Origin of the sequence: Foliimonas ilicis, assembly GCF_039939195.1 — a bacterium.
Taxonomy (GTDB): Bacteria; Pseudomonadota; Alphaproteobacteria; order Rhizobiales; family Rhizobiaceae; genus Foliimonas; species Foliimonas ilicis.
The window spans coordinates 217,160-240,738 of sequence record NZ_JBDUUH010000007.1 but is presented as its reverse complement, the minus strand read 5'-3'; the positions used below and the strand labels follow the sequence as shown (position 1 = coordinate 240,738).

Sequence of the window (23,579 nt, the reverse complement as noted above, 5' to 3'; positions counted from 1 at the left end):
ACCGGGCCGACAAGGCCGGACAGTGGCTTCGTGCGGACGAATATGCAATAGGCTGCGCGGGTTGAACAACAGGAATTGCGACTTCAGCCAGCCGGGATTTTGTAATGACAAGCTTTGCCGATAGCGTTGCCAACGCAACGGGCGCCATGCGCGAACTTTTTCCCGAAACGCCGCTTCAGGAAAACGCCTATCTCTCCCGCAAGACCGGCGCGCGCATTCTGCTGAAACGTGAAGATCTGACCCCGGTTCGCTCTTATAAGATACGCGGCGCCTTCAATTTCTTCCGAAAAGCGCTGTCGGCTGGAAACAAGGCCGAGCTTTTCGTCTGCGCTTCCGCAGGCAATCATGCGCAGGGCTTCGCCTTTGTCTGCCGCCATTTCGGCAAGAAGGGCGTGGTGTTCATGCCGGTGACGACGCCGCAGCAGAAGATCGAAAAAACCCGGCTTTTCGGCGGTGAATTTGTCGAAATCCGGCTGGTGGGCGACTTTTTCGACGATTGTTATCGTGCAGCCATCGCTTTCACGGCGGAAGCGGGCGCGCATATGGTGCCGCCTTTCGATCATAAGGACATCATCGAAGGGCAGGCGACCGTTGCAGATGAAATCGTCGCGCAGATGCCAGCGGGCAAGCAGCCGGATATGGTGATCCTGCCTGTCGGCGGCGGTGGACTTGCGGCGGGTGTCAGCCGCTTCATGACCGAGGCAGGCCTCAATCCTCGTTTCGTGTTTTGCGAACCTTCCGGCGCGCCGAGCCTTCATCAAAGCCTGACAACCGGAAAACGCATCAAGCTCGAAGCGGTGGACAATTTCGTCGATGGCGCATCCGTTGCGGAGATCGGACGCGAGCCGTTGAAACAGCTTCAGCGCTTTTCGGGCGACGACGTGCGGCTTATCCCGGAGAACCGCCTTTGCGCGACGATGATCGAAATCCTCAATGTCGAGGGCATCGTGCTGGAACCTGCCGGTGCGCTGGCCATCGATGCGCTGAAGGATTTTCCGCGCAAAGAAATCAAGGGAAAGACGATCGTTGTCGTCGTTTCGGGCGGAAATTTCGATTTCGAACGGCTTCCGGACGTCAAGGAACGCGCGCTTCGCTTCGAAGGACTGAAGAAATACTTCGTCTTCCGCTTCCCGCAGCGACCGGGCGCCTTGCGCAATTTCCTCGATCTGCTTGGACCCGAAGACGACATCACGCGCTTCGAATATCTGAAAAAATCAGCCCGCAATTTTGGTTCGGTGCTGATCGGTATCGAAACCAAGGATGCGAAGAATTTTGCCATCCTGAGCAAGCGCTTCCATGAAGCCGGATGGGCCTATCAGGATATCACGGACAATGAGACACTCGCGGGGCTGATCATCTAGGGTTCGTGAAATGACGTCATTCATAATCCTGTTTCGCGGTGTCGGTGGCGCGACTCAATTGCCGACCAAACCTTTGCGCGAGGTGCTGACCGAGGCCGGATTCGGCAATGTCCGCACTTACATCAACAGCGGAAACGCTGTTTTGACCTCCGACAAAAAGGCTGAAGAGGTCGAGCGCAAAATCGCGGTTCTCACGGCAAAGCATTTCGACTTCACCAAGGAAATCTTCGTCATCAGCAGCAAGGATTTCGACCGGATGGTCGAGAAAAACCCTTTCCGCGAAGAGACCAAGGAGCCGACAAAGCTTCATCTTTTCGTTCTCAAGACCGAACCTGAACAGGCTGCCATCGCGGCTTTGAAGGGGAAGGTCACTGAAACGGAAAATCTCCATATCGACGCGCACGCGCTCTATTTTCATACGCCGAAGGGTTTTTCGGACTCGAAGCTGGGGCCGAAAATCGACAGGATACTTGGCGTTGCGATCACCGCCCGGAACTGGAATTCGGTGCTGAAGCTGCAATCCATGGCGCACGAAGCCAGTTAAGCCGTTTTGCGCTGCACAATAATTCTGTTTGCGTTTTGCCGCGAATTGTCCCATATGCGCAGCAGGCGCTTGGGCCGGGTTTTTCCGGCTTTCCCGTGAGGGGACTGGTTGCGTCTGGTTCCACCATCCCCGAATGAGCGGAGATTGTGGAACGCTCACGGCAAAGATCGTGAGCACGACAGCGCAGCCGAGCGGGCAATGTAAGCCCGCCGCCTTGTCGTTTCATGAAAGAATTTATCGGACGGGTTGCGCCCCGTCGCGAGTTTTTGCGGCGATGTCCGCATGAAAGATGAAGAAATTGAATAATGATATTGAGGCGAAGCAAAAGGGTTTCGCCGAACTCGGCATCAGCGGCGCACTGCTGAAAGCCACAGAAAATGCGGGCCTCGTTGCGCCCAAGCCCATTCAGGAGCAGTCCATTCCAGCACAGATGGAAGGCCGCGACCTTTTGGGTATCGCACAGACGGGTTCCGGCAAGACGGCAGCTTTTGCCCTGCCTATCCTTTCCAAGATCATCGCACTCGGCACGAAGCGTCGCCCCAAGACGGCGCGTGCGCTGATCCTTGCTCCGACGCGTGAGCTTGCCGTGCAGATCGAGGAGGCCATTCGTCTGTTCTCCAAAGGCGCGCATGTTTCGACGGCGCTCGTGCTGGGCGGCGTTTCGCGCTTCCAGCAAATCAAGAAAATCGCACCGGGCGTCGATGTTCTCATCGCAACGCCGGGCCGCCTGATGGATCTGATCCGCGAAGGCGCAGTCGTTCTTGCCGACACCAAATGGCTGGTGCTGGACGAGGCCGACCGTATGCTCGACATGGGCTTCATCAACGATGTGAAGCGAATCGCCAAGGCGACCGCTCATGACCGCCAGACGGCTCTTTTTTCGGCAACCATGCCGGATGAAATCGCCGATCTTGCAAAGGGTCTTTTGAAGAACCCGCTGCGCGTCGAAGTTTCGCCGCAGAGCACGACCGCTGCCGAAATCAAGCAGAGTGTCGTTCTGGCCCGCACCAAGCAGAAGCGTCAGATCCTGTCGGCAATGCTGGCTGATCCGGCGATGAGCTCGGTGATCGTGTTCTCGCGCACCAAGCATGGTGCAGACCGCGTGACGCGCGATCTCGAACGCGACGGTTTCAAGGTTGCCGTCATTCACGGCAACAAGTCGCAGAATGCACGTCAGAAGGCCCTCAACGGTTTTCGTGATGGCTCGATGCGCATTCTGGTCGCGACCGATATCGCTGCACGCGGCATCGATGTTCCCGGCATCAGCCATGTCGTGAATTTCGACCTGCCGGATGAGGCGGAAAGCTATGTTCACCGTATCGGCCGTACGGGCCGTAACGGCGCGGACGGCATTGCGATCACGCTTTGCGATCCGGCCGAAGCATCGAAGCTGCGTCAGGTCGAGCGCATTATTCGTATGAAGCTGCCGGTTGGGGCAGATCATACCGGCGAGCCTGACCCGAAGCCTTCGCCGCGCGACAAGCAGGATCGTGTCTTCACGCCTGCGAATGACCGCGAGGAAAATCGCTCGAGCCAGAAGCCACGCGGCGCCAAGCCGGGCGGCAACCGGTTCGGAAACAAGTCTTTCGGCGGCAAGCCGGGTGGCGAGGGCGGCGACGCCAAGAAGCCTTTCCGCGGCAAGAAGCGTTTCGGCGCTCGCAAGCCTGCGGCGCGCGCGGCTTAAACCGGGCTAAAGCTTGGCCCAAGGCTTTGGGCTAATTGCGTGAATACCGACTTTAAGATAGGGGCGGCTATGCGGTGTCATAGCCGCCCTTATTTTTTCCGGGGGGAAGTTCATGGCCGGTATAGCGGCGCTGGCGATTGGCTACGTGCTTTCGCAATTCTACCGGTCTTTCATGGCCGTGCTTACCCCGATACTGACAATCGAGATCGGAATGACGAAAGCGGAGCTTTCCGTTGCTTCCGGTGCATGGTTCGCTGCTTTTGCACTTGCCCAGTTCGCAATCGGCGTGTCGCTCGACCGATGGGGGCCGAAACGTACGGCGTCGATCCTGCTCGGCGTCTGCGGCGGGGGCGGCGCATTGCTATTCTCGATGGCCGTCGAGCCGTGGATGGTCATCTGCGCCATGGCTTTGATCGGGCTGGGCTGCGCGCCGGTCCTGATGTCCATATTGGTTATTTTCGCGCATAATTATCCGCCGGCAAGGTTTGCCGTTCTGGCATCGTGGACGATCGCCTTCGGTACTGCCGGAAACGTCATCGGCGCTTCGCCGCTGGCAAATGCCGCGGAAGCCTTCGGATGGCGCTTCGTGCTGGTAATTCTTGCTGGCTTTACGGTGACGACGGCGCTTGCAGTCTATGCGCTGGTGCGCGATCCGCCGCGCGATCACGAAAATACGGGCAGTGGATTTTCCGGCTATGCGGAATTGATGCGGCTGCGCGTGCTTTGGCCGATCATTCCGCTTACCGCGCTGAACTATGCGCCCGCGACTGGAATACGAGGCCTTTGGGCCGGGCCATATCTCTCGGATGTCTATGGCGCCGACGTCATCCTGATCGGGCAGGTCACGTTCTTCATGGCGCTCGCAATGGTCGCCGGGTCGTTTCTATACGGGCCCATGGACGTGATCTTCAAAACCCGCAAATGGGTTGCCGTGGTCGGCAATACGGCAAGCCTGCTCGTGCTGGCCTATCTGGCATTCGTGCCGGTTCCTGGCATTTTCGAAACGACCGTTGCACTGGTCGTGATCGGCGTTGCCGGCGGCAGCTATGCCTTGCTGATGGCCCATGCGCGCGCTTTCGTGCCTCGCCATCTGACCGGACGCGGCGTGACGTTGATGAACTTTTTCTCGATAGGCGGCGTTGGCGTCATGCAGTTCATGACCGGTGGTGTCGTCACCGCGTCAACCACGCCCGATAACCCGGCAACCGCTTACACGGCGCTTTTCCTGTTCTATCTGGTTACGCTGGGTTTCGCGCTTGCGGTTTATCTCGCCGCTCGTGATGCGAAGCCGGAGCAAACCTAAGACCGTGGCTTGCGCGCCTTGGCCATGGGCCGGTCCTTCCAGCCCGTGATCTTGTGGATCAGCCAGAAGCGGAAGCTGAAAGGCAGCGCCCGAAGAAGTTTGAGCGGCCAGTTCAGGCGGCGTGGAAACGAGATTTCGAAACCGCCGCTGCGAAAGCCCTTTGCCATGCGCTTCGAAGCATCGGCAACCGGCACGAGTGCAGGCATGGAGAAACCGGTCTTTTCGGTTAGCGGCGTATCGACGAAACCCGGATTCACGAGCTGGATGCGGATATTCATCTTATCGAAATCATGCTTCAGCGACTCGGCGAAATTGTTGAGGGCCGCTTTCGTGGAGCCGTAGGCGGCAGCGGACGGCCAGCCGAAATAGGACGAGGCCGAGCCTACGAAAACGACATGGCCCTGGCCGCGCAGGCGCATGCGCTCCACGACCGGCACCAGTCCGTGGAGGACGCCGAACAGATTGATGTCGAATGAATTTATGATGTTCAGCGCGTCGAGCCGTTCTCCGCGGGTCGGAAAATACGTACCGGCGTTGAAGACCGCCAGCGCAATTGCACCAAGCTGTTCTTCGATCGCGACAACAGTTGCGAGCATCGCAACGCCATCGGTTACATCGCATGGGAATGAGATGATACGGCCCGGTCCCTTAGCTTCGCTTTCCAAAGACACCAGACGCTCTTCGTCGCGCGCGGTCACGGCAACGGTGTAGCCCTCTGCCGCAAGATCGAGCGCCAGCGAACGGCCGATGCCGGTGCTCGCACCTGTGACCCAGGCCACGCCGTCCTTCGGGTTCGCGCGATAAATCGCCATGCCTCTATCGTTCCCTATCCTGGTACTTGCGTAGCGCGCAGTTTCTACCGCAAACGACTTTCGTCGGTTCCGGTGCGTAATTCGGTCGGTTTGCTAAAGCCCTAGAATATCTCCCAGACGCTGATGGACCGGGCCACTCAGACGCAGGGAACCTTCCGTGATGGCAAAGCCGATGCACGGCGTCTCGTTTTCGGCAATCGGACGGTGATCTACCGTTTCGTCGGCAACGGCAATCTCGCCGCGGCCATAGCGACCGAATACGTCGCTGAATGCACCGTGGAGAACCAGCGTCAGTTCCATGCCTTCATGGTGATGCGCCGGAATTTTTCTACCGGGCCTGATCCAGAAAAGGCTGGCATGGCAACCGTCGAACTCGCCGATGTCGAATTCGCGGAAACCCGGAAGCTTGGTGCGCCACGGCACCTGATCCGCGTCGAAACCGATGAAGTCCTTGAGAGGCGCCGGAAAAATGCCGGTGGATTCGGCGCGAGGCGCGATTTTAGGCGCGGAACTCACGAAAATACGTTCCAGACGCTCGTCGCGCCTGGTCATAGCCGCAATTTCGGTTTTCTCGAGATCGTCACCGGCCATCGCTTCGAGGCCTTGAACCAGATCGCGATTCGTATCCTTCAGCGCAAGATGCGTATCGACGAGTATGCGCGCCGGCTCCGGCAGCGTTCCGGCGACATAGCGCGCCATAAGCGCTTCGATCCTGCCGTTCATTTCGTTTGTCATAAATCCAGATTCGAACATATGGCCGCGAGAGGCTTTCGACGGCATTAGCATTTTCGCCCTTGTTACGCAAAACCATGTTTTTTGGATCAAATTGCGCGGGTCAGGCTCGGCTTTTCATGAAAACGTGAATCAAAATGCCGAATGACAACGTGTTGAGGAAACTGGTCCCTTGAAAGAGCTGCGCCACATTTCTAGGGTCCGGGTTCGAAACAAGGATAGGTTCATGCTCAATTCGGTGATCGACGCGATCGGCAACACTCCGCTCATCCGGCTCAAAAGAGCTTCGGAAGAAACGGGCTGCGAAATCCTCGGCAAGGCCGAGTTCATGAATCCGGGCCAATCGGTAAAGGATCGCGCGGGCCTGTTCATCATTCGCGACGCCGAGAAGAAGGGCCTGCTCAAACCGGGTGGCGTGATCGTCGAAGGAACGGCTGGCAACACCGGCATCGGCCTGACAGTCGTCGCAAAAGCGCTCGGCTACCGCACGGTCATCGTCATTCCCGATACGCAAAGCCAGGAAAAGAAGGATGCCCTGCGTGTGCTGGGTGCGGAACTGCTCGAAGTTCCTGCGGTCGCCTATAAGAATCCGAACAATTACGTGAAGGTTTCGGGACGTTTGGCCGAGCAATTGGCGAAAACCGAGCCAAATGGCGCGATCTGGGCGAACCAGTTCGACAATGTCGCCAATCGCGAGGGGCACATTCAGACGACTGCCGAGGAAATCTGGTCGCAGACGAACGGCAAGGTCGATGGTTTCGTGTCGGCGGTCGGCACGGGCGGAACCTTGGCCGGGGTCGCCATGGGCCTGAAATCGAAGAACTCATCGGTGAAGATCGCACTGGCGGACCCGCTGGGTGCGGCGCTTTACAGCTTTTACACGAGCGGAGAACTGAAGTCGGAAGGCAGCTCGATCACCGAAGGCATCGGGCAGGGGCGTATTACTGCCAATCTCGACGGCTTCACACCCGATTTCTCGTTTCAGATTCCAGATGAAGAGGCATTGCCGATCGTCTTCCGGCTCGTTCAGGAAGAGGGTTTTTGCCTCGGCGGTTCTACCGGCATCAATATCGCCGGAGCCATCCGCCTGGCGCGCGAGCTGGGGCCGGGCCACACGATCGTCACCGTGCTTTGCGACTATGGAACACGCTACCAGTCGAAGCTTTTCAACCCGGAATTCCTGCGTTCGAAGAATCTGCCCGAACCGGAGTGGATGAGCGAGAAAAGTTCGATTTCCATTCCATTCGAGGCAACGACCTGATGGGTGCTTCGACGGAAATCCTGTTTCGCGACGATTCCTATCTTCGCGAGGCGGAAGCCACCATTGTCGCGCTCAACGAGCGTGGCGGGATCATTCTCGACCGCACGATCTTCTATGCGACCTCAGGCGGCCAGCCGGGCGATACCGGACATCTGAAACGCGAAGACGGCAGCCGTATCGAGATTGCGGAAACGATTACCGGCGAAACGAAGAACGAAATCGTCCATATTCCGGCGCCCGATCAGCCTGCGTTCCAGATCGGTGAAAAGGTGGTTATGGCAATCGATTGGGATCGCCGCTACCGGCTTATGAAAATGCACACGGCATGCCATCTTCTCTCTGTCGTTTGCCCGTATCCGATTACCGGGGCTGCGGTAAATGAGAACGACTCGCGCGTGGATTTCGATCTTCCGGGCGTGGAATTCACCAAGGATGAGATCACGGCAAAGCTGAACGAGCTTATCGTTGCCAACCACCCCATTTTCATGCGGCTGATTTCGGACGAGGAACTTGCGGCAGATCCTGGGCTTATCAAGTCGAAGAACGTTCGCCCGCCGGTCGGAAACGGTCATGTAAGGCTGGTATGCATCGGCGATGATGCTTCGATCGACAGTCAGCCTTGCGGCGGAACGCATGTGGCGCATACTGGTGAGATCGGTGAAATCCACATCGGCAAGATCGAGAAAAAAGGACGCGAGAATCGTCGCTTCCGCATTCGTTTCGGGCCGATTCCGGCCGTTTAAGGAAAACTGACATGAGCAAGGAAAGCCCTTTCACGGTCGATGCGGACTGGCTGGAAGCCAAGCTCGGATCGCCCGGAATATCGATTGTCGATGCGTCCTGGTATCTGCCTGCGCAAAACCGCGATGCGCGGGCCGAATATGAGGCGGCGCATATTCCGGGCGCGGTGTTCTTCGATCAGGATCAGGTCGTTGATGCAGAAGCCAGTCTTCCGCATACGTTTCCTCCGGCAGATGTTTTCGCAAAGCATGCCGGCGCGATGGGCATTTCGGCTGACGATACGATCGTGGTCTATGATGGCCCCGGCATGTTCTCCGCGCCGCGCGTCTGGTGGATGTTCCGCACGATGGGCATTTATCAGGTCTATCTGCTTGATGGCGGCTTCGATGGATGGAAAGCAGCCGGGAAAAAGACTACCAGCGAGCAGACGAAAATCGCGCCTTGCGTGTTCCATGTAAATTTCGATGCCGAACGCGTCGCCAGCCTTGACGACATGCGCCAGACAGTCGCCAGCGGCGATGCGCAAATCCTCGATGCGCGGCCTGCCGGGCGCTTTGCCGGAACAGACCCCGAGCCGAGGGCTGGCGTTCGCTCAGGCCATATGCCGGGCGCGAAAAGCATTCCTGCGTCATCATTGTCGGAAAACGGAAAACTTCTGCCGCCGGAGCGCTTGCGCGCGATTTTCGACAAGGCAGGCGTCGATCTTAACCGGCCAGCCGTGACGTCCTGCGGTTCGGGCGTGACGGCTGCGGTCATCACGCTAGCGCTGGAAACGGTCGGACACTCGAATAATCGCCTTTATGACGGGTCATGGACCGAATGGGGCGGGCTGACGGACACGCCGGTCATTACCGGTAAGGATTGAACATGACGGAGCCGATGTCCGCTGCGGCGGAAGACCTTTCACCGATCCCGGTGACTGTGACGTTTCTCGAAATGCACAAGCAGCCGGGCCGTTATCCGGCGCTGCCGACAGGCAGGCAGATCGCTCTTTTGAAGACGAAAAACATACCGCTGCATTACTACCGCTACCTTATGGATCGGGTGGGGCGCAAATGGCATTGGGTCAACGTGTTGCGACTTGATGATTTCGCGCTGTCTGCCGGTTTGCACCGCGAGGATCGCGACATTCGCGTGCTTTACGTCGATGGCGCACCGGCTGGCTTCTTCGACATAAAGCCGAATCTGCCGGAAAGCGTCGAACTGGCCTATTTCGGCATGATGGAGCATGCAACGGGGCAGGGGCTTGGCCGCTGGTTTCTGGGTGCGGCTATCGAAGCCGCCTGGTCGCACGGTCCGCGCCTCGTTTCGGTACAGACATGCACGCTCGACCATCCCGCTGCACTGCCGCTTTATCAAAAGCTGGGTTTCGCGCCGGTGGGCCAGAAAACGGAAGTGGTGAAGCCTCTGCCGTTTCAGGAGCGCTGCGAAAGCGTAATGCGCTGATTAAGCAGGTACGTATGTCAACCTGATCACGTCCTTGCCGATGTGATCGGTAGAAACAAGGCGGAGCGGCGGACGGGGGCCAGGGAAAAATGGCTTACCGCGACCAAGCACGACGGGGTGCATGTAAAGGCGGTATTCATCGATAAGACCCAGATCGGTTAGGCTTCGTGCCAGATCTGGTCCGGAAACTGCAATCTCCCCAGCGAGCCGAGCCTTCAGGTCACGTATCACCACCCCGATGTCATCCCCGACAAGGGTGGCGTTGGGACCGACCGACTTCAACGAACGCGACACGACCCACTTTGGTTGGCGACGCCATGCTGCTGCGAACTCGTGTTTATCCGGGGTCCACTCAGGACGGTCTTCATCCCAATAGCGCATGATCTCGTACATGCGGCGGCCGTACACACTGCCGGTCAGATCGCGCACATGCTCTGTCCAGTGACGAAACAGTACGGGATCAGGCGCAAATTCCATGTGGTCGACGTAGCCATCAAGGGACTGGTTCATTCCAAAGACGAGCTTTGCCATGCTGCAAAATCTCCACCGCAATGTATTCAGAATAACTTGGGGCGATATTACGCGAAAGCGAGGTTGCGCAACTTTCGGGATCTGCCAACGATTGCTGAACCCGCTGTTCATCGATAATTCAGGCGGAGTTTGGCATTAGTTCGCGGGTAAGCACCTTTTGGAGAGCTAGGGAAATGTTGAACCGTCGTCATGTTGCTGTTGCGCTCATTGCAGCGCTTGTCGTTCCAACTCAGGTCTTTGCGCAGGCCAATACGCCATCGGCTTCGCAAATCGAGCGCAGGCTCGATGCTGCGCCGACGAGAAAGCTGCGCCAGAGCGAGCGGGTCGATATCCGCGAATTCAAGCGCCGGCCCGAATTGCGCCGCGCGGCCCCGTCGATCGACATCCAGTCGATCAATTTCGCCTTCGGTTCGGCCGAAATTCCGAATTCGCAATATGGAAAGATCGAGAATATCGCGACTGCGATCAACCGGCTTGTGCGCCGCAGGCCGGATACGCGCGTGCTCATCGAAGGGCATACGGATGCTGTCGGATCTGATTATTCCAACCAGATATTGTCGGAACGCCGTGCCGAATCCCTGAAGCGCACGCTGGTTCGCGAATTTCGCGTGCCGCCCTATGTGCTGGAAACTGTCGGCTACGGCGAAGAATATCTGCTGGTGCCGACCCAGAACGAAAACTGGCAGAACCGCCGCGTGACGCTGCGCCGGATCGACGATTTCCTCCGTTAAACCGCCAAACAAAAAGCCCGCCAAGTTACCGGCGGGCTTTTTTCTTTAAGGTGTAATGTCTCAGGCTGCGGCCAGCGCCATTTTCGGCTCTGCCAGCTCGTAGCCAAGAGCTTCAGCGACTGCGCTGTTGGTGATGCGGCCGCGATGGACGTTCAGGCCGTTGCGCAGATGATGGTCGTCCACCAGTGCCTTCAGGCCCTTGTCGGCAAGCTGCAATCCATAATGCAGCGTCGCATTGTTCAGCGCCTGCGCGGAGGTGACGGGCACGGCACCCGGCATGTTGGCTACGCAGTAGTGAATGATGCCGTCGATTTCGTAGGTCGGCTCTGCATGGGTGGTTGCATGCGAAGTCTCGAAGCAGCCGCCCTGATCGATGGCGACATCGACGAGGACCGCGCCCTTTTTCATGCCCGAAAGCATCTCGCGGGTTACAAGCTTGGGGGCGGCGGCGCCGGGGATCAGCACAGCACCGACGATGATGTCTGCGCTGAAGCACTCTTCCTCAAGTGCTTCCACCGTCGAGTAGCGGGTATGGACACGACCGTTGAAAATGTCGTCGAGCTGACGAAGGCGCGGGATCGAGCGGTCGATGATCGTGACGTCGGCGCCGAGGCCGACGGCCATCTTGGCCGCATGAAGACCGACGACGCCGCCGCCGAGAACGGTGACTTTGCCCGGCAGAACGCCCGGAACGCCGCCCAGCAGCACGCCGCGTCCGCCATTGGCCTTCTGAAGTGCTGTTGCGCCAGCCTGGATCGAGAGACGGCCTGCGACTTCCGACATCGGTGCAAGCAGCGGAAGGCCGCCGCGATCATCCGTCACGGTTTCATAGGCAACTGCGGTCACGCCCGAGGCAAGCAGGCCCTTGGTCTGTTCCGGGTCTGGAGCGAGGTGAAGATAGGTATAGAGGATCTGATCGGAGCGAAGCTGCACCCATTCGTTGGGCTGCGGCTCTTTCACCTTCACGACCATGTCGGATTTGGCGAAAACCTCTTCCGCAGTCTTAGCGATCTTCGCGCCTGCGGAGCGGTAGGCGTTGTCGTCAGCGCCGATGCCGGAACCGGCACCGGTTTCAACGAGAACTTCATGGCCGTGGGCCGCGTATTCGCGAACTGCGCCGGGCGTCAGGCCCACGCGATATTCATGATTCTTGATTTCTTTGGGGCAACCGACGCGCATGACAGGATCTCCTCATATAGTCTTGTTATGAGCGGTATTTGAACATAAAAGCCGGAAAATATGTTTGCGAATTGATTTGTCGAGTGGCGTAAAATTCGTTAATCATTGCGCATAATTGCGATTTTATCGAAGGATTGTCGGCTAATGGCACTGGACAGGATTGATATTGCGATTCTCGATGCCTTGCAGCGAGACGGAAGAATGGCCAATGCGACCTTGGCCGAAAAGGTCGGCCTGTCGCAATCCGCCTGCTCGCGCCGGTTGGACAATCTTGAGAAGACCGGCGTCATCAGAGGCTATCATGCGCGGCTGTCGAATGCTTCGCTGGGCCACGAAATGACGGCCATCGTCCACATATCGCTTTCCGGCCAGTTTCATCAGACGCTTGCCGATTTCGAAGCTGCGGTGAAGCGATGCCCCAACATCCTTTCGTGCCATCTAATGTCCGGCGAGTACGACTATATCCTGCGCATCGCGGCCAAGGATCTGGCCGACTATGAACGCATCCACAAGGAATGGCTGACGGCGATGCCGCATGTCATCAAGATCAATTCGTCTTTCGCGCTTCGCGAAATCGTGGACCGTACGAGCGTCGGCATTCCGCTGGAGCGCGTACAGCCGCCGCGGGAAAAGTCCGGTCTCAAGATTTCGGCGTAAAGCGGCCGCGCTCGGTCACGATCATATCCATGACGACGTCGTAGGGCTGCGGCCGTATCGACGGGATTTGCGCGCTCTCGTAGCCGATGCCGATCACCGAGGGCTTTTCCGGCATGGCGGCCAATGTACGGTCGAAAAAGCCGCCGCCATAGCCCAGCCGGTAGTTTTCTGCGTCAAAGCCGACCACCGGCGCGATGACCACATCAGGTATGATTGGAGCGCCATCCGCCGGGATCGGGATGTTCCAGACGCCTTTTTCCAACCGGTCGCCGGGCTTGTAGGCCTTGAAAATCAGAGGCTGCGCTTTCTCCACCACTATTGGCAGGGCAACCGCTCCGCCGCGCTCGATAATCGCATTCATCCACGGGCGCATGTCCGGCTCGCCGCGAAACGGCCAATAGAGGCTGACCGTGCGGCCGCGGAAATCGCCGATCTCCAGATCCAGCGCCTTGCTGATTTCGACCGACATCACTGAGCGCATTTCAGCAGGTATAGCCAGCCGTTCTTCGATCAGGCGACTACGCTCGGCTTTTCGCCACTCGTTCAGGGTCTGGCTCATTTGCAAAGCCTATCGCGCCACGCGGATAATACGCATTCGAAATACGACATCGCAGCGAGGCAAAGCGGCTCTTACTTCGCCTGATAAACGACCTGCCGCACGTCGATATATTCGGCGCGGAAACCTGCCTCGCAATAATGCAGGTAAAACTCCCAGAGCTTCTTGAAGCGCTCGTCGAAACCGAGTGGCACCAGCTTTTCCCAAGATGCCCAGAAGCGGATACGCCAGTCGGCGAGGGTGCGCGCATAATCCTGCGGGAAAATGCGCTCGCGCAGATAGGAAAGGTCGTGCTGGTTTCCGAGGGACTTCAGGTGAGAAGGCGTGGGCAGCATGCCGCCCGGAAACACGTAGCGTTGGATGAAATCCGGTCTGCTGCGGTAAAGCTCATAGGCGTTTTCGTTGATGGTGATGATCTGCATGCCCGCCGTGCCACCGGGTTTCAGGCATTCTTTGACCTTGCCGAAGAAGACCGGCCAATATTTCTCACCAACGGCCTCGAACATCTCAATGGAGGCGATGTTGTCGTATTTGCCGCTCTCGTCGCGATAATCCTGAAGCTTGATCTCGACCTTGTCCGACAGGCCCGACTTTGCCATGCGCGCTGTCGCGAAGTCATATTGCTCCTGGCTGATCGTCAGCCCCGTCACCCGGCAGCCGATTTCGCTGGCCGCGAATTCGGCAAAACCACCCCAGCCGCAGCCGATTTCAAGTACATGCGAATCGGAAGTGATGCCGGTGTCTTTTGCCAGCGCGCGGTATTTGGCGGCCTGTGCGCTTTCCAGATCGTTCGCGCCGTTCGCATAAAGCGCCGAAGAATAGGTCATGCTCGAATCGAGCCACTGACCGTAAAAGGCGTTGCCCAGATCGTAATGCGCGGAAATATTGCGCTTCGAGCCGGTGCGCGTGTTTTCGTTCAGCCAGTGGCGGATGCGCTGGACGGTATTCATCAGCCAGTTTGCACCGCCTGCAACCCGTTCGCCGGCTTCCACATTGACGACGAAGAGTTCAAGAAAGCTCGTCACGTCCGGGCTTTCCCAATCGCCGTCGATATAGGATTCGGCAACGCCGATCGTGCCGCCGGTGAATGCGCGGCCGGGCAGGCGCCAATTGTTGAGAATGAGGGCTGCGTCCGGTCCGGGAGCCTTGCCGCCTACCAGTACGGCGCGGCCATCTGGCATGGTGATGTGAAGCGAGCCGCGGGCAAGCTGCATTGCGCCCGAAAGCACCATACGGACGCGGGCTGGAAGGCCTTTTGCGAACTCCGCGAAATTGTGCTCGTCCAGCTTTACGGTTTCGCTTGAAACCAGGCTTTTGTCATTTGTCGATTTCATAGCCGGGCCTTCAAGTCGCATCTCCAAAAGAATTTTGTCCAACTCTTTGGAAAAGATGGACTTTCACTGAAACGACGAATTTCCGTCATTAGTTTCAGCTCCTCCCCGTTGAATGCCGGCTACGATATTCCACGTCGTTTTCAAAAACTTCAAGAGGTGTTCTGGGCCAACCGATATGCCAGTATACAAAAGCTGAATGGACAGATTCTAATCGCGTCAACATTTGAAACTGTTCGTTTTACTATTGGCTGCTAGGCTGCATGAGCAAGCCGTCTAGTGGAATCCAGATTCGCACAGTGAAAAAACCTGAATATTTATAAAATCGGGAGGCTTTTTTGCGTTACGTTGTTGCCGTCTGTCTCATCACCGGATTGATCGTTTGGGATGCGGCGAGGAACAATGGCCGTTATCTCGACATGGTGATCAGGGCGCTCCAGTCGCTTATGAGAAGTGTCGGTATATGACGCATTGACCTTGTTGCCGCTTCGACCCAAAAGACGCCATGAAATTTGCATGGAGGCTGGGTTGATCCGGCATATAGTCTTTTTCAGCGCCAAACCGGGAGAGAGCGTGGACGTGATCCGCTCCGAACTCATGGCGCTCGGCACGATCCCGCATTCGCGGCACTTTGAAGTCACCAAGAACACCAAGGTCGATACCTGGTCGGATGAAATCGACATCGTCGTTTACGCCGAGTTCGACGATCAGGCTGCGCTGTCCGCCTACAAGGCCCACCCGACCTACGACGCGACAACCCGCAAGGTGCGTCCGATGCGCGAGATACGTTATTCGGCGGATGTCGTATCGGAGAAGTAGAGCCCGCCAACCGGAACGATTTGAAGCCCCGCGCATTTTAGAGGCGTAATTTCAAATATGTTCAGGAGCAGCTTTTCATGGCTTCCACTTTTTCAAAAATTCGCGACGACCTCGATCTTGAAGATCAGTTGAAGAGTCTCCGCAAGGAAATCGCCAGCCTTAAAAAGGCGGCAGGCAAGCGCGGAGCGCATGCTTATGACGATGCGGTGGATGTAGCTTCGGATTTTTACGACGAAGCACGCGCGCGGTTCAATGATGCGCTGCCGCATATCAAGAAGCGAGCTCGCGATGTCGAACAAACGGCGCGTGACAACCCGGCTGCCACCGCAATCGTCGGTCTGGTCGTTGCAGGTTTGCTGGTCAGCTTCTTTTCGCGCCGATAGTCGCGGCACTTTTAGCGATGATTGGGCTTGCCGGTGGCAGGCTCAATCGTCGTTTGTCGCGTTCAGGTCGCTCGGGTGAATTCCGTGCTCTCGTTCAAAATGTTCGACCGATTCGCCAGTCATGCGTTCATGCGATTTGAGCAGGGGCTTGGCCGCTGCATTGAATGATGCCGATCGCGCACTTGCTTCGTGATTCTTAAAAGCGGCGTCACTGTCGTAGAGTTCGTTCGAAAAGAACGAAGCAGCCGATTGCCGGAAAATCCCAAAACGCTGACAGCCTGAATCTTCGTGAAGCGCTTTTCTCGCGTGTTCGCGAAGAAGCTGAAGGAATTCCTCGGCATTGCCGTCGATCACCTCGAATTTCGAAATGGCGGCAATAGAATTTGCAGAGTTCATTGTGTGCTGCCCGGCTGTTCTGGTTTGAAGATTTGTATCTCAGAAGCAGCGGCCGGGCAAAACAAGACGCTCAGGCCGTTGCCGTCTCAGCGTTCCATTGGATTTCGGCCATTACTGCCGAAAGCAGGGCGCGGACTTCGCGTTCGGAATCGCCTTGCTGCAATCCTTGCGTTTGAAGCTGACGAAGAATGGTCTTTGCAGTATCGCGCCAGAAGCGATTTGCATCCTCGCCGTTCTTGGACGCCAAAACCTTGGCAATCCCCTTTACCAATGTCTTCCTGCGATGAAGCGGAAACGCGACTATGTTTACTACACTCATGAACGGCCCCGAATATTTCTCCCGAGGCAGAATTAGGCATACGTCCCAAATGAAACGTTAATGCGCCGCGTAAATTTCGAGCGAGTGAGTGACGCGGCTAAAGAAAAAAGCCCCGGCTGAGTACCGGGGCTTTTTGATCAGAGCTTCTGGCTGTTATACCAGTTGTCCACTTCGTTCTTGGCCTGATCCTTAGCGTAACCGTAGCGCTCCTGAAGCTTGCCTTCGAGCTGCTCACGCTTGCCGTCGATCACGTCCAGGTCATCGTCGGTGAGATCGCCCCACTTCTCCTTGACCTTACCTTTGACCTGTTTCCAATTGCCTTCAACACGATCCCAATTCATAATTTTCTCCTTGGTTGGTTCTCAAGGGAAACGTATGGAGATTCAATATGTTCCGAGAGTTTTTGAATTACTCTGCAGCGGGGGGAGATGTCGCTGGGCAATCAGGATTCGACCATTCTCCGCATGCCTCTGAGGCCGAACGGTCGCTGGCGTAATTCACGAGTTCCGCGAAGCCAAAGGCGAAGATTGCGATGATGGTGCAGAGGATAATCAGGCGTAGTAGCATCAAGCTTTCCGAGAGAGCGCCCCCACAATCTGGATCGCCGGAATACTAGCTTGGAATATGGCAAAAGAAACCCGTAGAGACGTCAATTCGGCCCTTAATCGGGATTTTTGCCAATCAAATAAGATAGCGCGTCAGGCCGCGCGCGTCGCATAGCCTATCTTGTCATCGTAAGCCGCCTTGGGCGAGAGGCTTTCGGCGAGTTCGATGCGAGTCTTTTCTGCCGCATTGCAATCGAAACGGATCGCGTAATCCTGCTCCACGGCCTGCGTGACGGCGTAAAGCTCGAGTTGTTTGTCTGTAAGTGTACATTCGGGCGCATCGCGCCGCATCGAGCCGATGGCATCCGCGGTGGAAATTGCACGTCCTTCCACTTGGCTGCAGAGATAGACAAGCATGGCTTGCTTCACCGCTTCCGGCACAGGAAACAGAATTGATTTGGTTATTTGAGCGTGGGGAGATAGAGCGCTGCCGTTCAGCATTCCGATAGTACCTTCAGTCCAGAAATCTTGACCAAACGCAGTGATTCGAACAGGGCTATTATGCCCTATTAAAGCGCTGGGGACACGTTCAATCGACATCAGCGACGCGATCAGAAACATCCAGCTTCTGAACGTCGCGATGTTTCAACGGTTCCGGAAAATTTCGGATTTTTTAGGTGATGGAATTTCGTGCTCAGAGGTAGGGGCCAATGGCCTTCCCAAGCTTCAGAAAACGTAGCGGATCTGTCGCGGCACCTTGGTTTCGCACCTCATAGTGAAGGTGAGGACCGGTCGACCTTCCGGTGCTGCCAACCTCTCCGATGATGTCACCCGGCTGCACGTTCTGGCCCTTTTGAGCCAGAACCTTGCTCATATGGGCGTAGCGGGTCGAGTAGCCTCCATCATGCAGGATTTCCACCATGCGGCCATAGCCGCCGGCCCAACCGGCACGGACGACTTTGCCTTTGGCGGTCGCTTTGACCGGCGTGCCGGGTGTCGCGCGAAAATCCATGCCGGAATGCAGCGCGGGCGTTCCAAGAAGCGGATCTTTGCGAACTCCGAATGTGCTGGATACGGGATGTCCCGGAGCCGGATTTGAAATCGGCAGCAGACGCGCCTTTTCCTTCATCGTCTCCAGTTTTGTCAGAGCCTCGTCCAGTTCCTTGACACGTGCGTCGAACACGGTCGCTTTGTCCAGTGCGATCAGAGGACCGCCGACCGCGTTATCCGAATCCTCCGTGTCGATAGGCAGTCCGGCAGATTCCAGCGCTTCCGAAATCGCATCGGCGGTCTGATACGCATTTTCCGCAAGCGAATTGATGCTTGAAAGCTGCTCTTTCTCGATCGTGCGCAGAGATTTGTTGATCGCGATGAACATCAGATCCGCGCGATCAGCCGGTGTTTCATCCTCGAATGCGGGGCGGGCAGGGCGAAATGCGAGCAGACCTGCTGCCTTGGCGTAACCTGGTGTCGTTTCGCCATCGATGCTTGCGCGAATCTCGGGCTTTTGGGCGGGAACGGGCGCGTTGCCCGGAAGATTGCCGGTCGCAGCGGTTGCCGGAAGCATGGGGGCAAGCCGTCCGTGACGTTCATTCAGCTCGGTCTGACGCGTGAGCAGTTCGGTGACTTTGCTTTCGACGAGTTGCTGATCGAGCAATTGCCGGCTCGTTATGCGATCGACTTGCGCGCGAAGGGCGGAAATCCGGTCTTCGTAAGCTTGCTGAATTCGTGCCTGCCTGGCGGTCGAAGCGCCGATGAGATCGTCGCGCATGACGAGATACGAGGTTGCGAGAAGGTAGCCGATCGCAACTGCGCAAAGCGCTGATCCGATAAGGGCAGCCAACCATGGTCTGATGGTGAAATGGCGTATCTCATCGCCGCGCGCGATGATGACGGTGTGAGGCTCTTTGCGCCTGCCGAAATGTGTCGCCTGAACCCGATAAGCCACGTGTGCGGATTTCCATGATGTTGAATGGAATACATGGATGATTACACATTGTTAGGGTTAACAAAGCTTTGCCGAGAGCCGGAAAAGCGCGGAATTCCGCTCTTTAAACGAAGAAACCCGCCGAAAAGAGGCGGGTTTTGGTGTTCGTGGCAGTTTAAAATTCTGAGCTTGAAAAGTATTGGCTACAGAATGAGCCAAAGCAGAATGATGATCGGAATCGGAATACCCAAAAGCCAAAGTGCAAGTCCACGAAACATCCAAATCTCCTTTAGAAACATTGTGCTGTGACAACGTGCGGATGTACGGGAAAGTTCCCCGCAATTTTCTGGATGTTGCGTCTTTTATAGCGACTGTGCGGCCTCCAGAACCTCTTTGGCGTGGCCGGAAACCTTGACCTTGCGCCAGACCCGCACGACTTTTCCGTCCTTGCCGATGAGAAACGTCGTACGCTCGACGCCCATATATTTGCGGCCGTACATGCTTTTTTCAGTCCAGACGCCATAGGCCTCCAGCGTCTTCAATTCCTCGTCGGCAGCAAGTTCGACGGACAATTCGTGCTTTGTGCGGAATTTGTCGTGTTTTTTGACGCTGTCGGGCGACATGCCGATGACCGTTGCGCCGATCTTGTCGAATTCGCCTTTCAGGGCCGAGAAGTCGATCGCTTCGGCGGTGCAACCGCTCGTGTCGTCCTTCGGGTAGAAATAGAGGACGACAATTTTACCGTGCAACGATGAAAGGCTGATCGTCCCGCCGCCAGCCTTCGGAAGGTCGAATGCCGGTGCGGCCTGTCCGATTTGAATTTCAGCCATATCCATGCCCTTGTTTGAGGTTACGCGCGGTGTGATGACGCCTATAGTGGCGTGGCCGGAATCGTTCCCTGATCCCGCTGCAGAATGGATACCGTGTGGATCACGAGATACCAAGACACGAAAAAATAAGGTTCCGGCGCGAGGAAATTGCCGATCTCGGCTCTTTGCCTTCGGCTGCCGATCCTTCTGCAGAACCTAAGCGCAAGCGTTCCATAAGCCGTGCCTGCGTTAAGACGCTGGGTGTCGGCGCCACATTTTTAGGCCTGATCGTCGGTGCGCTTTTCGTGCTTGGCCAAACCGGCATCGGAACCGAAAAGCTGCGTGTCGAAGCCGAAAAAGCCATAGAGCGCTTCGCCGGATTCGATGTGGATGCGACGATGGCGCATTCTGGTATCTCGATCGACGGCGGTTCGCTGCTCGCCGTGCGAATGGAAGATGTTAATCTGAAAAACAGCACTGACGGTGCGGAAATGCTGAGTGCCGGTGAAATCCGCTTCGGCATGCGGCCGGAAGCGCTTTTGCGTGGCAGTCTGGCGCTTGGAAGCGCCACGATTTCGGATGCCCGCATCATGACGGGTGCCTTTCCGACGAATGATGCAGTCGACTGGACGCGCCCTTTGCGCAACGAGGACGGGTTGATCGACCCGGACAAGCTCGCGGAACGCTTCTTTCTGGCTCTCGGCAGGACATTCGACGCGGTTCAGCGCGGCGCGACCAGCCATATTGAAATGAACAATGTCGAGTTCATGCTGCCCGAAGACGGCAGGGTGCGCGTCATCCACATCCAGAATGCTGTTCTCGAAGAGGCCGGTGCCGGGAAAATCCAGATATCGGCGATGGCCGACATCGATGGACGCAACATGTCCATCACGGGAACGGCGGTTCGCGACGAGGTTTCGCAACGTGTGAGCGATCTGCAGATAGAGGTTGTTTCGGAGGCGGGCCAAGGCCAGGTAACGCAAGGCGAGGCGCCGCGCGAAGCCGATCTGACAGCGCTCGGGGCGGTCAATCTTTCACTGAAAGGATCGCAAGGCATCGGCGGAGATCCGTCCAGGTTAGCTGCGAATTTCTCGATGAAATCGGCCTCGCTCGATATGGGCAAGCCGGGCGTCTTCAGCGGCGATCTCGACCTGACGGCAACATTGCTGACCGGAAGCGGAAAGATCGAGATAAACCGGCTGGCCGTCGTGTCGGGGCGTTCGCGTTTCAATTTCAACGGCGCTATCGGCCCGCGGCCGCATGATTCCAACTTGGCGCAAGCACCAGCCTATCGCTATGAGCTGGTGAGCAGCGACGCGACTCTTTCGCCGGAAGGCTCTTCTGAGCCCGCTTTCGCGCTGGCGGCAAAGTTGCAGGGTACCTACAGCGAGAAAACGCGGGTTCTGAGCGCCGACGAGATTGCAGTGAAAAGCAGTGACGGCAACGTCGCCGGCAGCGCTTCAATCGAGCTGCCAGAAGGCAAGTCGCCCGGCGTTTCATTCAATCTTAAAGTGGCTGACATGCCGGTGTCCGAGGTCAAGCAATTGTGGCCCTGGTTTTCGGCGCGCGGCGCACATGACTGGGTTCGGGACCATCTCTTTGGCGGGCAGGTGACCGAGGGCGAACTGACCATGAAGACCGAGCCGGGACGGCTTGGAAACGGCATACCGTTAAGTGACGAGGAAATATTCGGCGCGTTCACTATCAGCGGAACGCGGTTCGACACAACCGGGCAAATGCCGCCCGTTCGCGACGCAGACGGGACGATACGGTTTGGCGGGCGAAGTGTGGACGTCACGCTTTCCAAAGGCTCGGCCTATTTGCCTGACGGCGGCCGTGTGGATGGCCGTAATGGCAAGCTGACGATCAGCGATTCTCGCAGCAGGCCGGTTATCGGCAAGCTGGACATCGATGTTGCGGGCGAGGCAACTGCCGTGGCGCAACTTGCTTCCTACGAGCCGATCAACGCTTTTCGTCGTCTGGACCTGAAAGGGGAAGACTTTTCAGGTGAGATTTCCGGCAATGTGAAAGCCGACATTCCGCTGCAGAAGGGCGTCGATCGCAATACGCTCGGCTGGCTGGTGACGCTGGATTACAAAAACCTGTCGATCGCCAAACCTCTCGATAACCAGAAAGTCACAGAGGCAAATGGCACGATCACGATAGATCCGGACAAGGCTCTGATCGTCACGAAAGCGCGCCTCAACGGTATTCCGGCGGATCTCAAAATGATCGAGCCGCTGCGCGAGACTGGCCCGGAACGCGACCGCGACATCAAGCTCGTGCTTGACGACAAGACGCGCAATGCCATCGCGCCGGGGCTTTCGAATATCCTGTCCGGCACGGTGACGCTGGACGTGGTGCAGAGTGCGCCCGGAAAGCAGACGATTTCTGCCGATCTGAGTGCTGCGCAACTCATGCTTCCATGGGTCGGCTGGAGCAAGGGTTCCGGGATTCCCGCCACCGCTGAATTTGTCATGGAGAAGAAGGACAACGCCACCAACCTCTCCAATTTCAAACTTTCGGGTGATACTTTCGCGGCCAGCGGCAATATCGCGCTTTCGGGCGCCACCTTATCGACCGCCACATTTGACAAGGTCAGCCTCAATCGTGGCGACAATTTCGCGGTTTCGGTGAAGCGATCCGGCGGAAGCTATGCGGTGAGCGTCAATGGCAGCGCCCTTGATGCGCGGCCCCTGATCAAACGCTTCACCTCCAAAGAGGATGGCGGGGGCGGCTCATTGGCCGGTGCCGGTTCCTTCTCGCTGAATGCCGATGTTCAAAGCGTGACCGGTTTCAACGGTGAAAACCTGTCCAACATGAAGCTGGATTACAGGGGCAGCGGCTTCCAGGTGTCGGCGACGTCCAGTTCCGGCGGCGTTATCAATGCTGAGAATGGTTCGAATGGCAACGGGCGCTCGATGAGAATGCAGGCGGCCGATGCCGGTGCAATACTGCGCTTTCTAAACATGTATGAGCATATGCAGGGCGGCACGATCAAGGTTGCGCTCGCCGGTGCGGCTGACGGCCCGATGCGCGGCCAGATCGATACGCAGAATTTCCGCATCGTCAACGAGCCGCGTCTTGCATCGCTTGTTTCGACAACGCCGCCCGGCGACAATCGCAGTCTCAACCAGACTGTAGGCCGCGAGATTGATGTGTCTCGCGCCGATTTCGAGCGCGGATATGCGCAGATCGAGCGCGGCGATGGATTTTTGAGAATTGCAAACGGCGTGTTGCGCGGACCGCAGATCGGCACGACGTTCCAGGGCACGCTTTATGACCAGCGCGGAAACATGTCGATGACAGGCACTTTCATGCCCGCCTATGGCGTGAACCGCATATTCGGCGAGATTCCGCTTTTCGGCCTTATCCTCGGAAATGGTCGCGACCGTGGATTGATTGGCGTTACCTACAAGCTTGAAGGCAACGCCAAATCTCCGAAACTTCAGATCAATCCGCTATCGGCCATAGCACCGGGAATATTCCGGTCGATCTTCGAGTTCCAATAG

26 protein-coding genes are annotated in these 23,579 nt (G+C 57.1%); 14 read left to right on the top strand and 12 right to left on the bottom strand.

Annotation, left to right across the window (positions count from 1 at the left end):
• Positions 1-104: 104 nt before the first annotated feature.
• The 4 genes from ilvA to ABFT80_RS17040 all read left to right on the top strand — a co-directional run bounded on the left by ilvA (position 105) and on the right by ABFT80_RS17040 (position 4,892).
• The gene (gene ilvA / locus ABFT80_RS17055) at positions 105-1,361 is read left to right on the top strand and encodes a threonine ammonia-lyase IlvA (RefSeq protein ID WP_347973121.1); all 1,257 of its coding nucleotides are present in this window, start codon (positions 105-107) and stop codon (positions 1,359-1,361) included.
• Positions 1,362-1,371: 10 nt separating this feature from the next.
• Positions 1,372-1,905, top strand: coding sequence for a DUF1697 domain-containing protein (locus ABFT80_RS17050; RefSeq protein ID WP_347973120.1), 534 nt, complete (start codon positions 1,372-1,374; stop codon positions 1,903-1,905).
• Between the two features lie 298 nt (positions 1,906-2,203).
• A complete protein-coding gene (locus tag ABFT80_RS17045) occupies positions 2,204-3,589 on the top strand; it encodes a DEAD/DEAH box helicase (protein ID WP_347973119.1) in 1,386 nt (461 codons plus the stop codon).
• Positions 3,590-3,701: 112 nt separating this feature from the next.
• Positions 3,702-4,892 (top strand): MFS transporter, encoded by a 1,191-nt coding sequence (locus ABFT80_RS17040; RefSeq protein ID WP_347973118.1) that lies wholly within the window; start codon positions 3,702-3,704, stop codon positions 4,890-4,892.
• Here ABFT80_RS17040 and ABFT80_RS17035 read toward each other — a convergent pair.
• Together ABFT80_RS17035 and ABFT80_RS17030 are read right to left on the bottom strand one after the other, a co-directional pair.
• Positions 4,889-5,704 carry an SDR family NAD(P)-dependent oxidoreductase gene (locus ABFT80_RS17035; protein ID WP_347973117.1) on the bottom strand — a complete coding sequence of 272 codons (816 nt, stop codon included), beginning with the start codon at positions 5,702-5,704 and terminating at the stop codon, positions 4,889-4,891. The two genes, ABFT80_RS17040 and ABFT80_RS17035, sit on opposite strands and share 4 nt — an antisense overlap.
• Positions 5,705-5,797: 93 nt before the next feature.
• The gene (locus tag ABFT80_RS17030; protein WP_347973116.1) at positions 5,798-6,439 is read right to left on the bottom strand and encodes a ChrR family anti-sigma-E factor; all 642 of its coding nucleotides are present in this window, start codon (positions 6,437-6,439) and stop codon (positions 5,798-5,800) included.
• 223 nt (positions 6,440-6,662) lie between these two features.
• Between ABFT80_RS17030 and ABFT80_RS17025 the strand changes: the two genes are divergently transcribed.
• From ABFT80_RS17025 to ABFT80_RS17010, 4 genes are read left to right on the top strand one after another with little or no spacing between them, the layout of a single operon-like run.
• Positions 6,663-7,697, top strand: coding sequence for a cysteine synthase A (locus ABFT80_RS17025; protein WP_347973115.1), 1,035 nt, complete (start codon positions 6,663-6,665; stop codon positions 7,695-7,697).
• Entirely contained in the window at positions 7,697-8,440 is a 744-nt protein-coding gene (locus ABFT80_RS17020; RefSeq protein ID WP_347973114.1) for an alanyl-tRNA editing protein, read from the top strand. Before ABFT80_RS17025 ends, ABFT80_RS17020 begins: the two co-directional genes overlap by 1 nt.
• An 11-nt stretch (positions 8,441-8,451) precedes the next feature.
• Positions 8,452-9,303, top strand: coding sequence for a 3-mercaptopyruvate sulfurtransferase (gene sseA, locus ABFT80_RS17015; RefSeq protein WP_347973113.1), 852 nt, complete (start codon positions 8,452-8,454; stop codon positions 9,301-9,303).
• Positions 9,304-9,305: 2 nt separating this feature from the next.
• Positions 9,306-9,884, top strand: coding sequence for a GNAT family N-acetyltransferase (locus tag ABFT80_RS17010; RefSeq protein ID WP_347973112.1), 579 nt, complete (start codon positions 9,306-9,308; stop codon positions 9,882-9,884).
• On the opposite strand, the gene ABFT80_RS17005 is transcribed toward ABFT80_RS17010, so the two are convergent.
• Positions 9,885-10,415, bottom strand: a complete 531-nt coding sequence (locus ABFT80_RS17005) for a dihydrofolate reductase family protein (protein ID WP_347973111.1) — start codon at positions 10,413-10,415, stop codon at positions 9,885-9,887.
• A gap of 173 nt (positions 10,416-10,588) precedes the next feature.
• Between ABFT80_RS17005 and ABFT80_RS17000 the strand changes: the two genes are divergently transcribed.
• Positions 10,589-11,146 (top strand): OmpA family protein, encoded by a 558-nt coding sequence (locus ABFT80_RS17000; RefSeq protein ID WP_347973110.1) that lies wholly within the window; start codon positions 10,589-10,591, stop codon positions 11,144-11,146.
• Between the two features lie 60 nt (positions 11,147-11,206).
• Here ABFT80_RS17000 and ald read toward each other — a convergent pair whose 3' ends face one another.
• Positions 11,207-12,325 (bottom strand): alanine dehydrogenase, encoded by a 1,119-nt coding sequence (gene ald / locus ABFT80_RS16995; RefSeq protein WP_347973109.1) that lies wholly within the window; start codon positions 12,323-12,325, stop codon positions 11,207-11,209.
• A gap of 144 nt (positions 12,326-12,469) precedes the next feature.
• Between ald and ABFT80_RS16990 the strand changes: the two genes are divergently transcribed.
• A complete protein-coding gene (locus ABFT80_RS16990) occupies positions 12,470-12,982 on the top strand; it encodes an Lrp/AsnC family transcriptional regulator (RefSeq protein WP_347973108.1) in 513 nt (170 codons plus the stop codon).
• Here the strand turns inward: ABFT80_RS16990 and ABFT80_RS16985 are convergent.
• A complete protein-coding gene (locus ABFT80_RS16985) occupies positions 12,966-13,541 on the bottom strand; it encodes a 5-formyltetrahydrofolate cyclo-ligase (protein ID WP_347973107.1) in 576 nt (191 codons plus the stop codon). The two genes, ABFT80_RS16990 and ABFT80_RS16985, sit on opposite strands and share 17 nt — an antisense overlap.
• 71 nt (positions 13,542-13,612) lie before the next feature.
• A complete protein-coding gene (locus ABFT80_RS16980) occupies positions 13,613-14,872 on the bottom strand; it encodes a cyclopropane-fatty-acyl-phospholipid synthase family protein (protein WP_347973106.1) in 1,260 nt (419 codons plus the stop codon).
• Between the two features lie 335 nt (positions 14,873-15,207).
• On the opposite strand from ABFT80_RS16980, the gene ABFT80_RS16975 reads away from it, so the two are divergent.
• The 3 genes from ABFT80_RS16975 to ABFT80_RS16965 all read left to right on the top strand — a co-directional run bounded on the left by ABFT80_RS16975 (position 15,208) and on the right by ABFT80_RS16965 (position 16,071).
• Positions 15,208-15,336, top strand: a complete 129-nt coding sequence (locus ABFT80_RS16975) for a hypothetical protein (protein WP_347973105.1) — start codon at positions 15,208-15,210, stop codon at positions 15,334-15,336.
• A 61-nt stretch (positions 15,337-15,397) separates the two neighbouring features.
• Positions 15,398-15,688 carry a Dabb family protein gene (locus tag ABFT80_RS16970; protein ID WP_347973104.1) on the top strand — a complete coding sequence of 97 codons (291 nt, stop codon included), beginning with the start codon at positions 15,398-15,400 and terminating at the stop codon, positions 15,686-15,688.
• Between the two features lie 77 nt (positions 15,689-15,765).
• Entirely contained in the window at positions 15,766-16,071 is a 306-nt protein-coding gene (locus ABFT80_RS16965; protein ID WP_347973103.1) for a DUF883 family protein, read from the top strand.
• A 42-nt stretch (positions 16,072-16,113) separates the two neighbouring features.
• Here ABFT80_RS16965 and ABFT80_RS16960 read toward each other — a convergent pair whose 3' ends face one another.
• The 6 genes from ABFT80_RS16960 to ABFT80_RS16935 form a co-directional block, all read right to left on the bottom strand.
• Complete coding sequence (locus ABFT80_RS16960) at positions 16,114-16,467, bottom strand: putative quinol monooxygenase (RefSeq protein ID WP_347973102.1); 354 nt, start codon at positions 16,465-16,467, stop codon at positions 16,114-16,116.
• Between the two features lie 70 nt (positions 16,468-16,537).
• Complete coding sequence (locus ABFT80_RS16955) at positions 16,538-16,786, bottom strand: DUF6074 family protein (protein ID WP_347973101.1); 249 nt, start codon at positions 16,784-16,786, stop codon at positions 16,538-16,540.
• Positions 16,787-16,923: 137 nt separating this feature from the next.
• Positions 16,924-17,127 (bottom strand): CsbD family protein, encoded by a 204-nt coding sequence (locus ABFT80_RS16950; protein ID WP_347973100.1) that lies wholly within the window; start codon positions 17,125-17,127, stop codon positions 16,924-16,926.
• A gap of 357 nt (positions 17,128-17,484) precedes the next feature.
• Positions 17,485-17,952 (bottom strand): hypothetical protein, encoded by a 468-nt coding sequence (locus ABFT80_RS16945; RefSeq protein ID WP_347973099.1) that lies wholly within the window; start codon positions 17,950-17,952, stop codon positions 17,485-17,487.
• A gap of 73 nt (positions 17,953-18,025) precedes the next feature.
• Entirely contained in the window at positions 18,026-19,279 is a 1,254-nt protein-coding gene (locus tag ABFT80_RS16940) for a M23 family metallopeptidase (protein ID WP_347973098.1), read from the bottom strand.
• A 341-nt stretch (positions 19,280-19,620) separates the two neighbouring features.
• Positions 19,621-20,088 carry a peroxiredoxin gene (locus ABFT80_RS16935; protein WP_347973097.1) on the bottom strand — a complete coding sequence of 156 codons (468 nt, stop codon included), beginning with the start codon at positions 20,086-20,088 and terminating at the stop codon, positions 19,621-19,623.
• A 95-nt stretch (positions 20,089-20,183) separates the two neighbouring features.
• On the opposite strand from ABFT80_RS16935, the gene ABFT80_RS16930 reads away from it, so the two are divergent.
• Positions 20,184-23,579: a YhdP family protein gene (locus ABFT80_RS16930; protein ID WP_347973096.1), complete on the top strand. Its 3,396-nt coding sequence runs from the start codon at positions 20,184-20,186 to the stop codon at positions 23,577-23,579.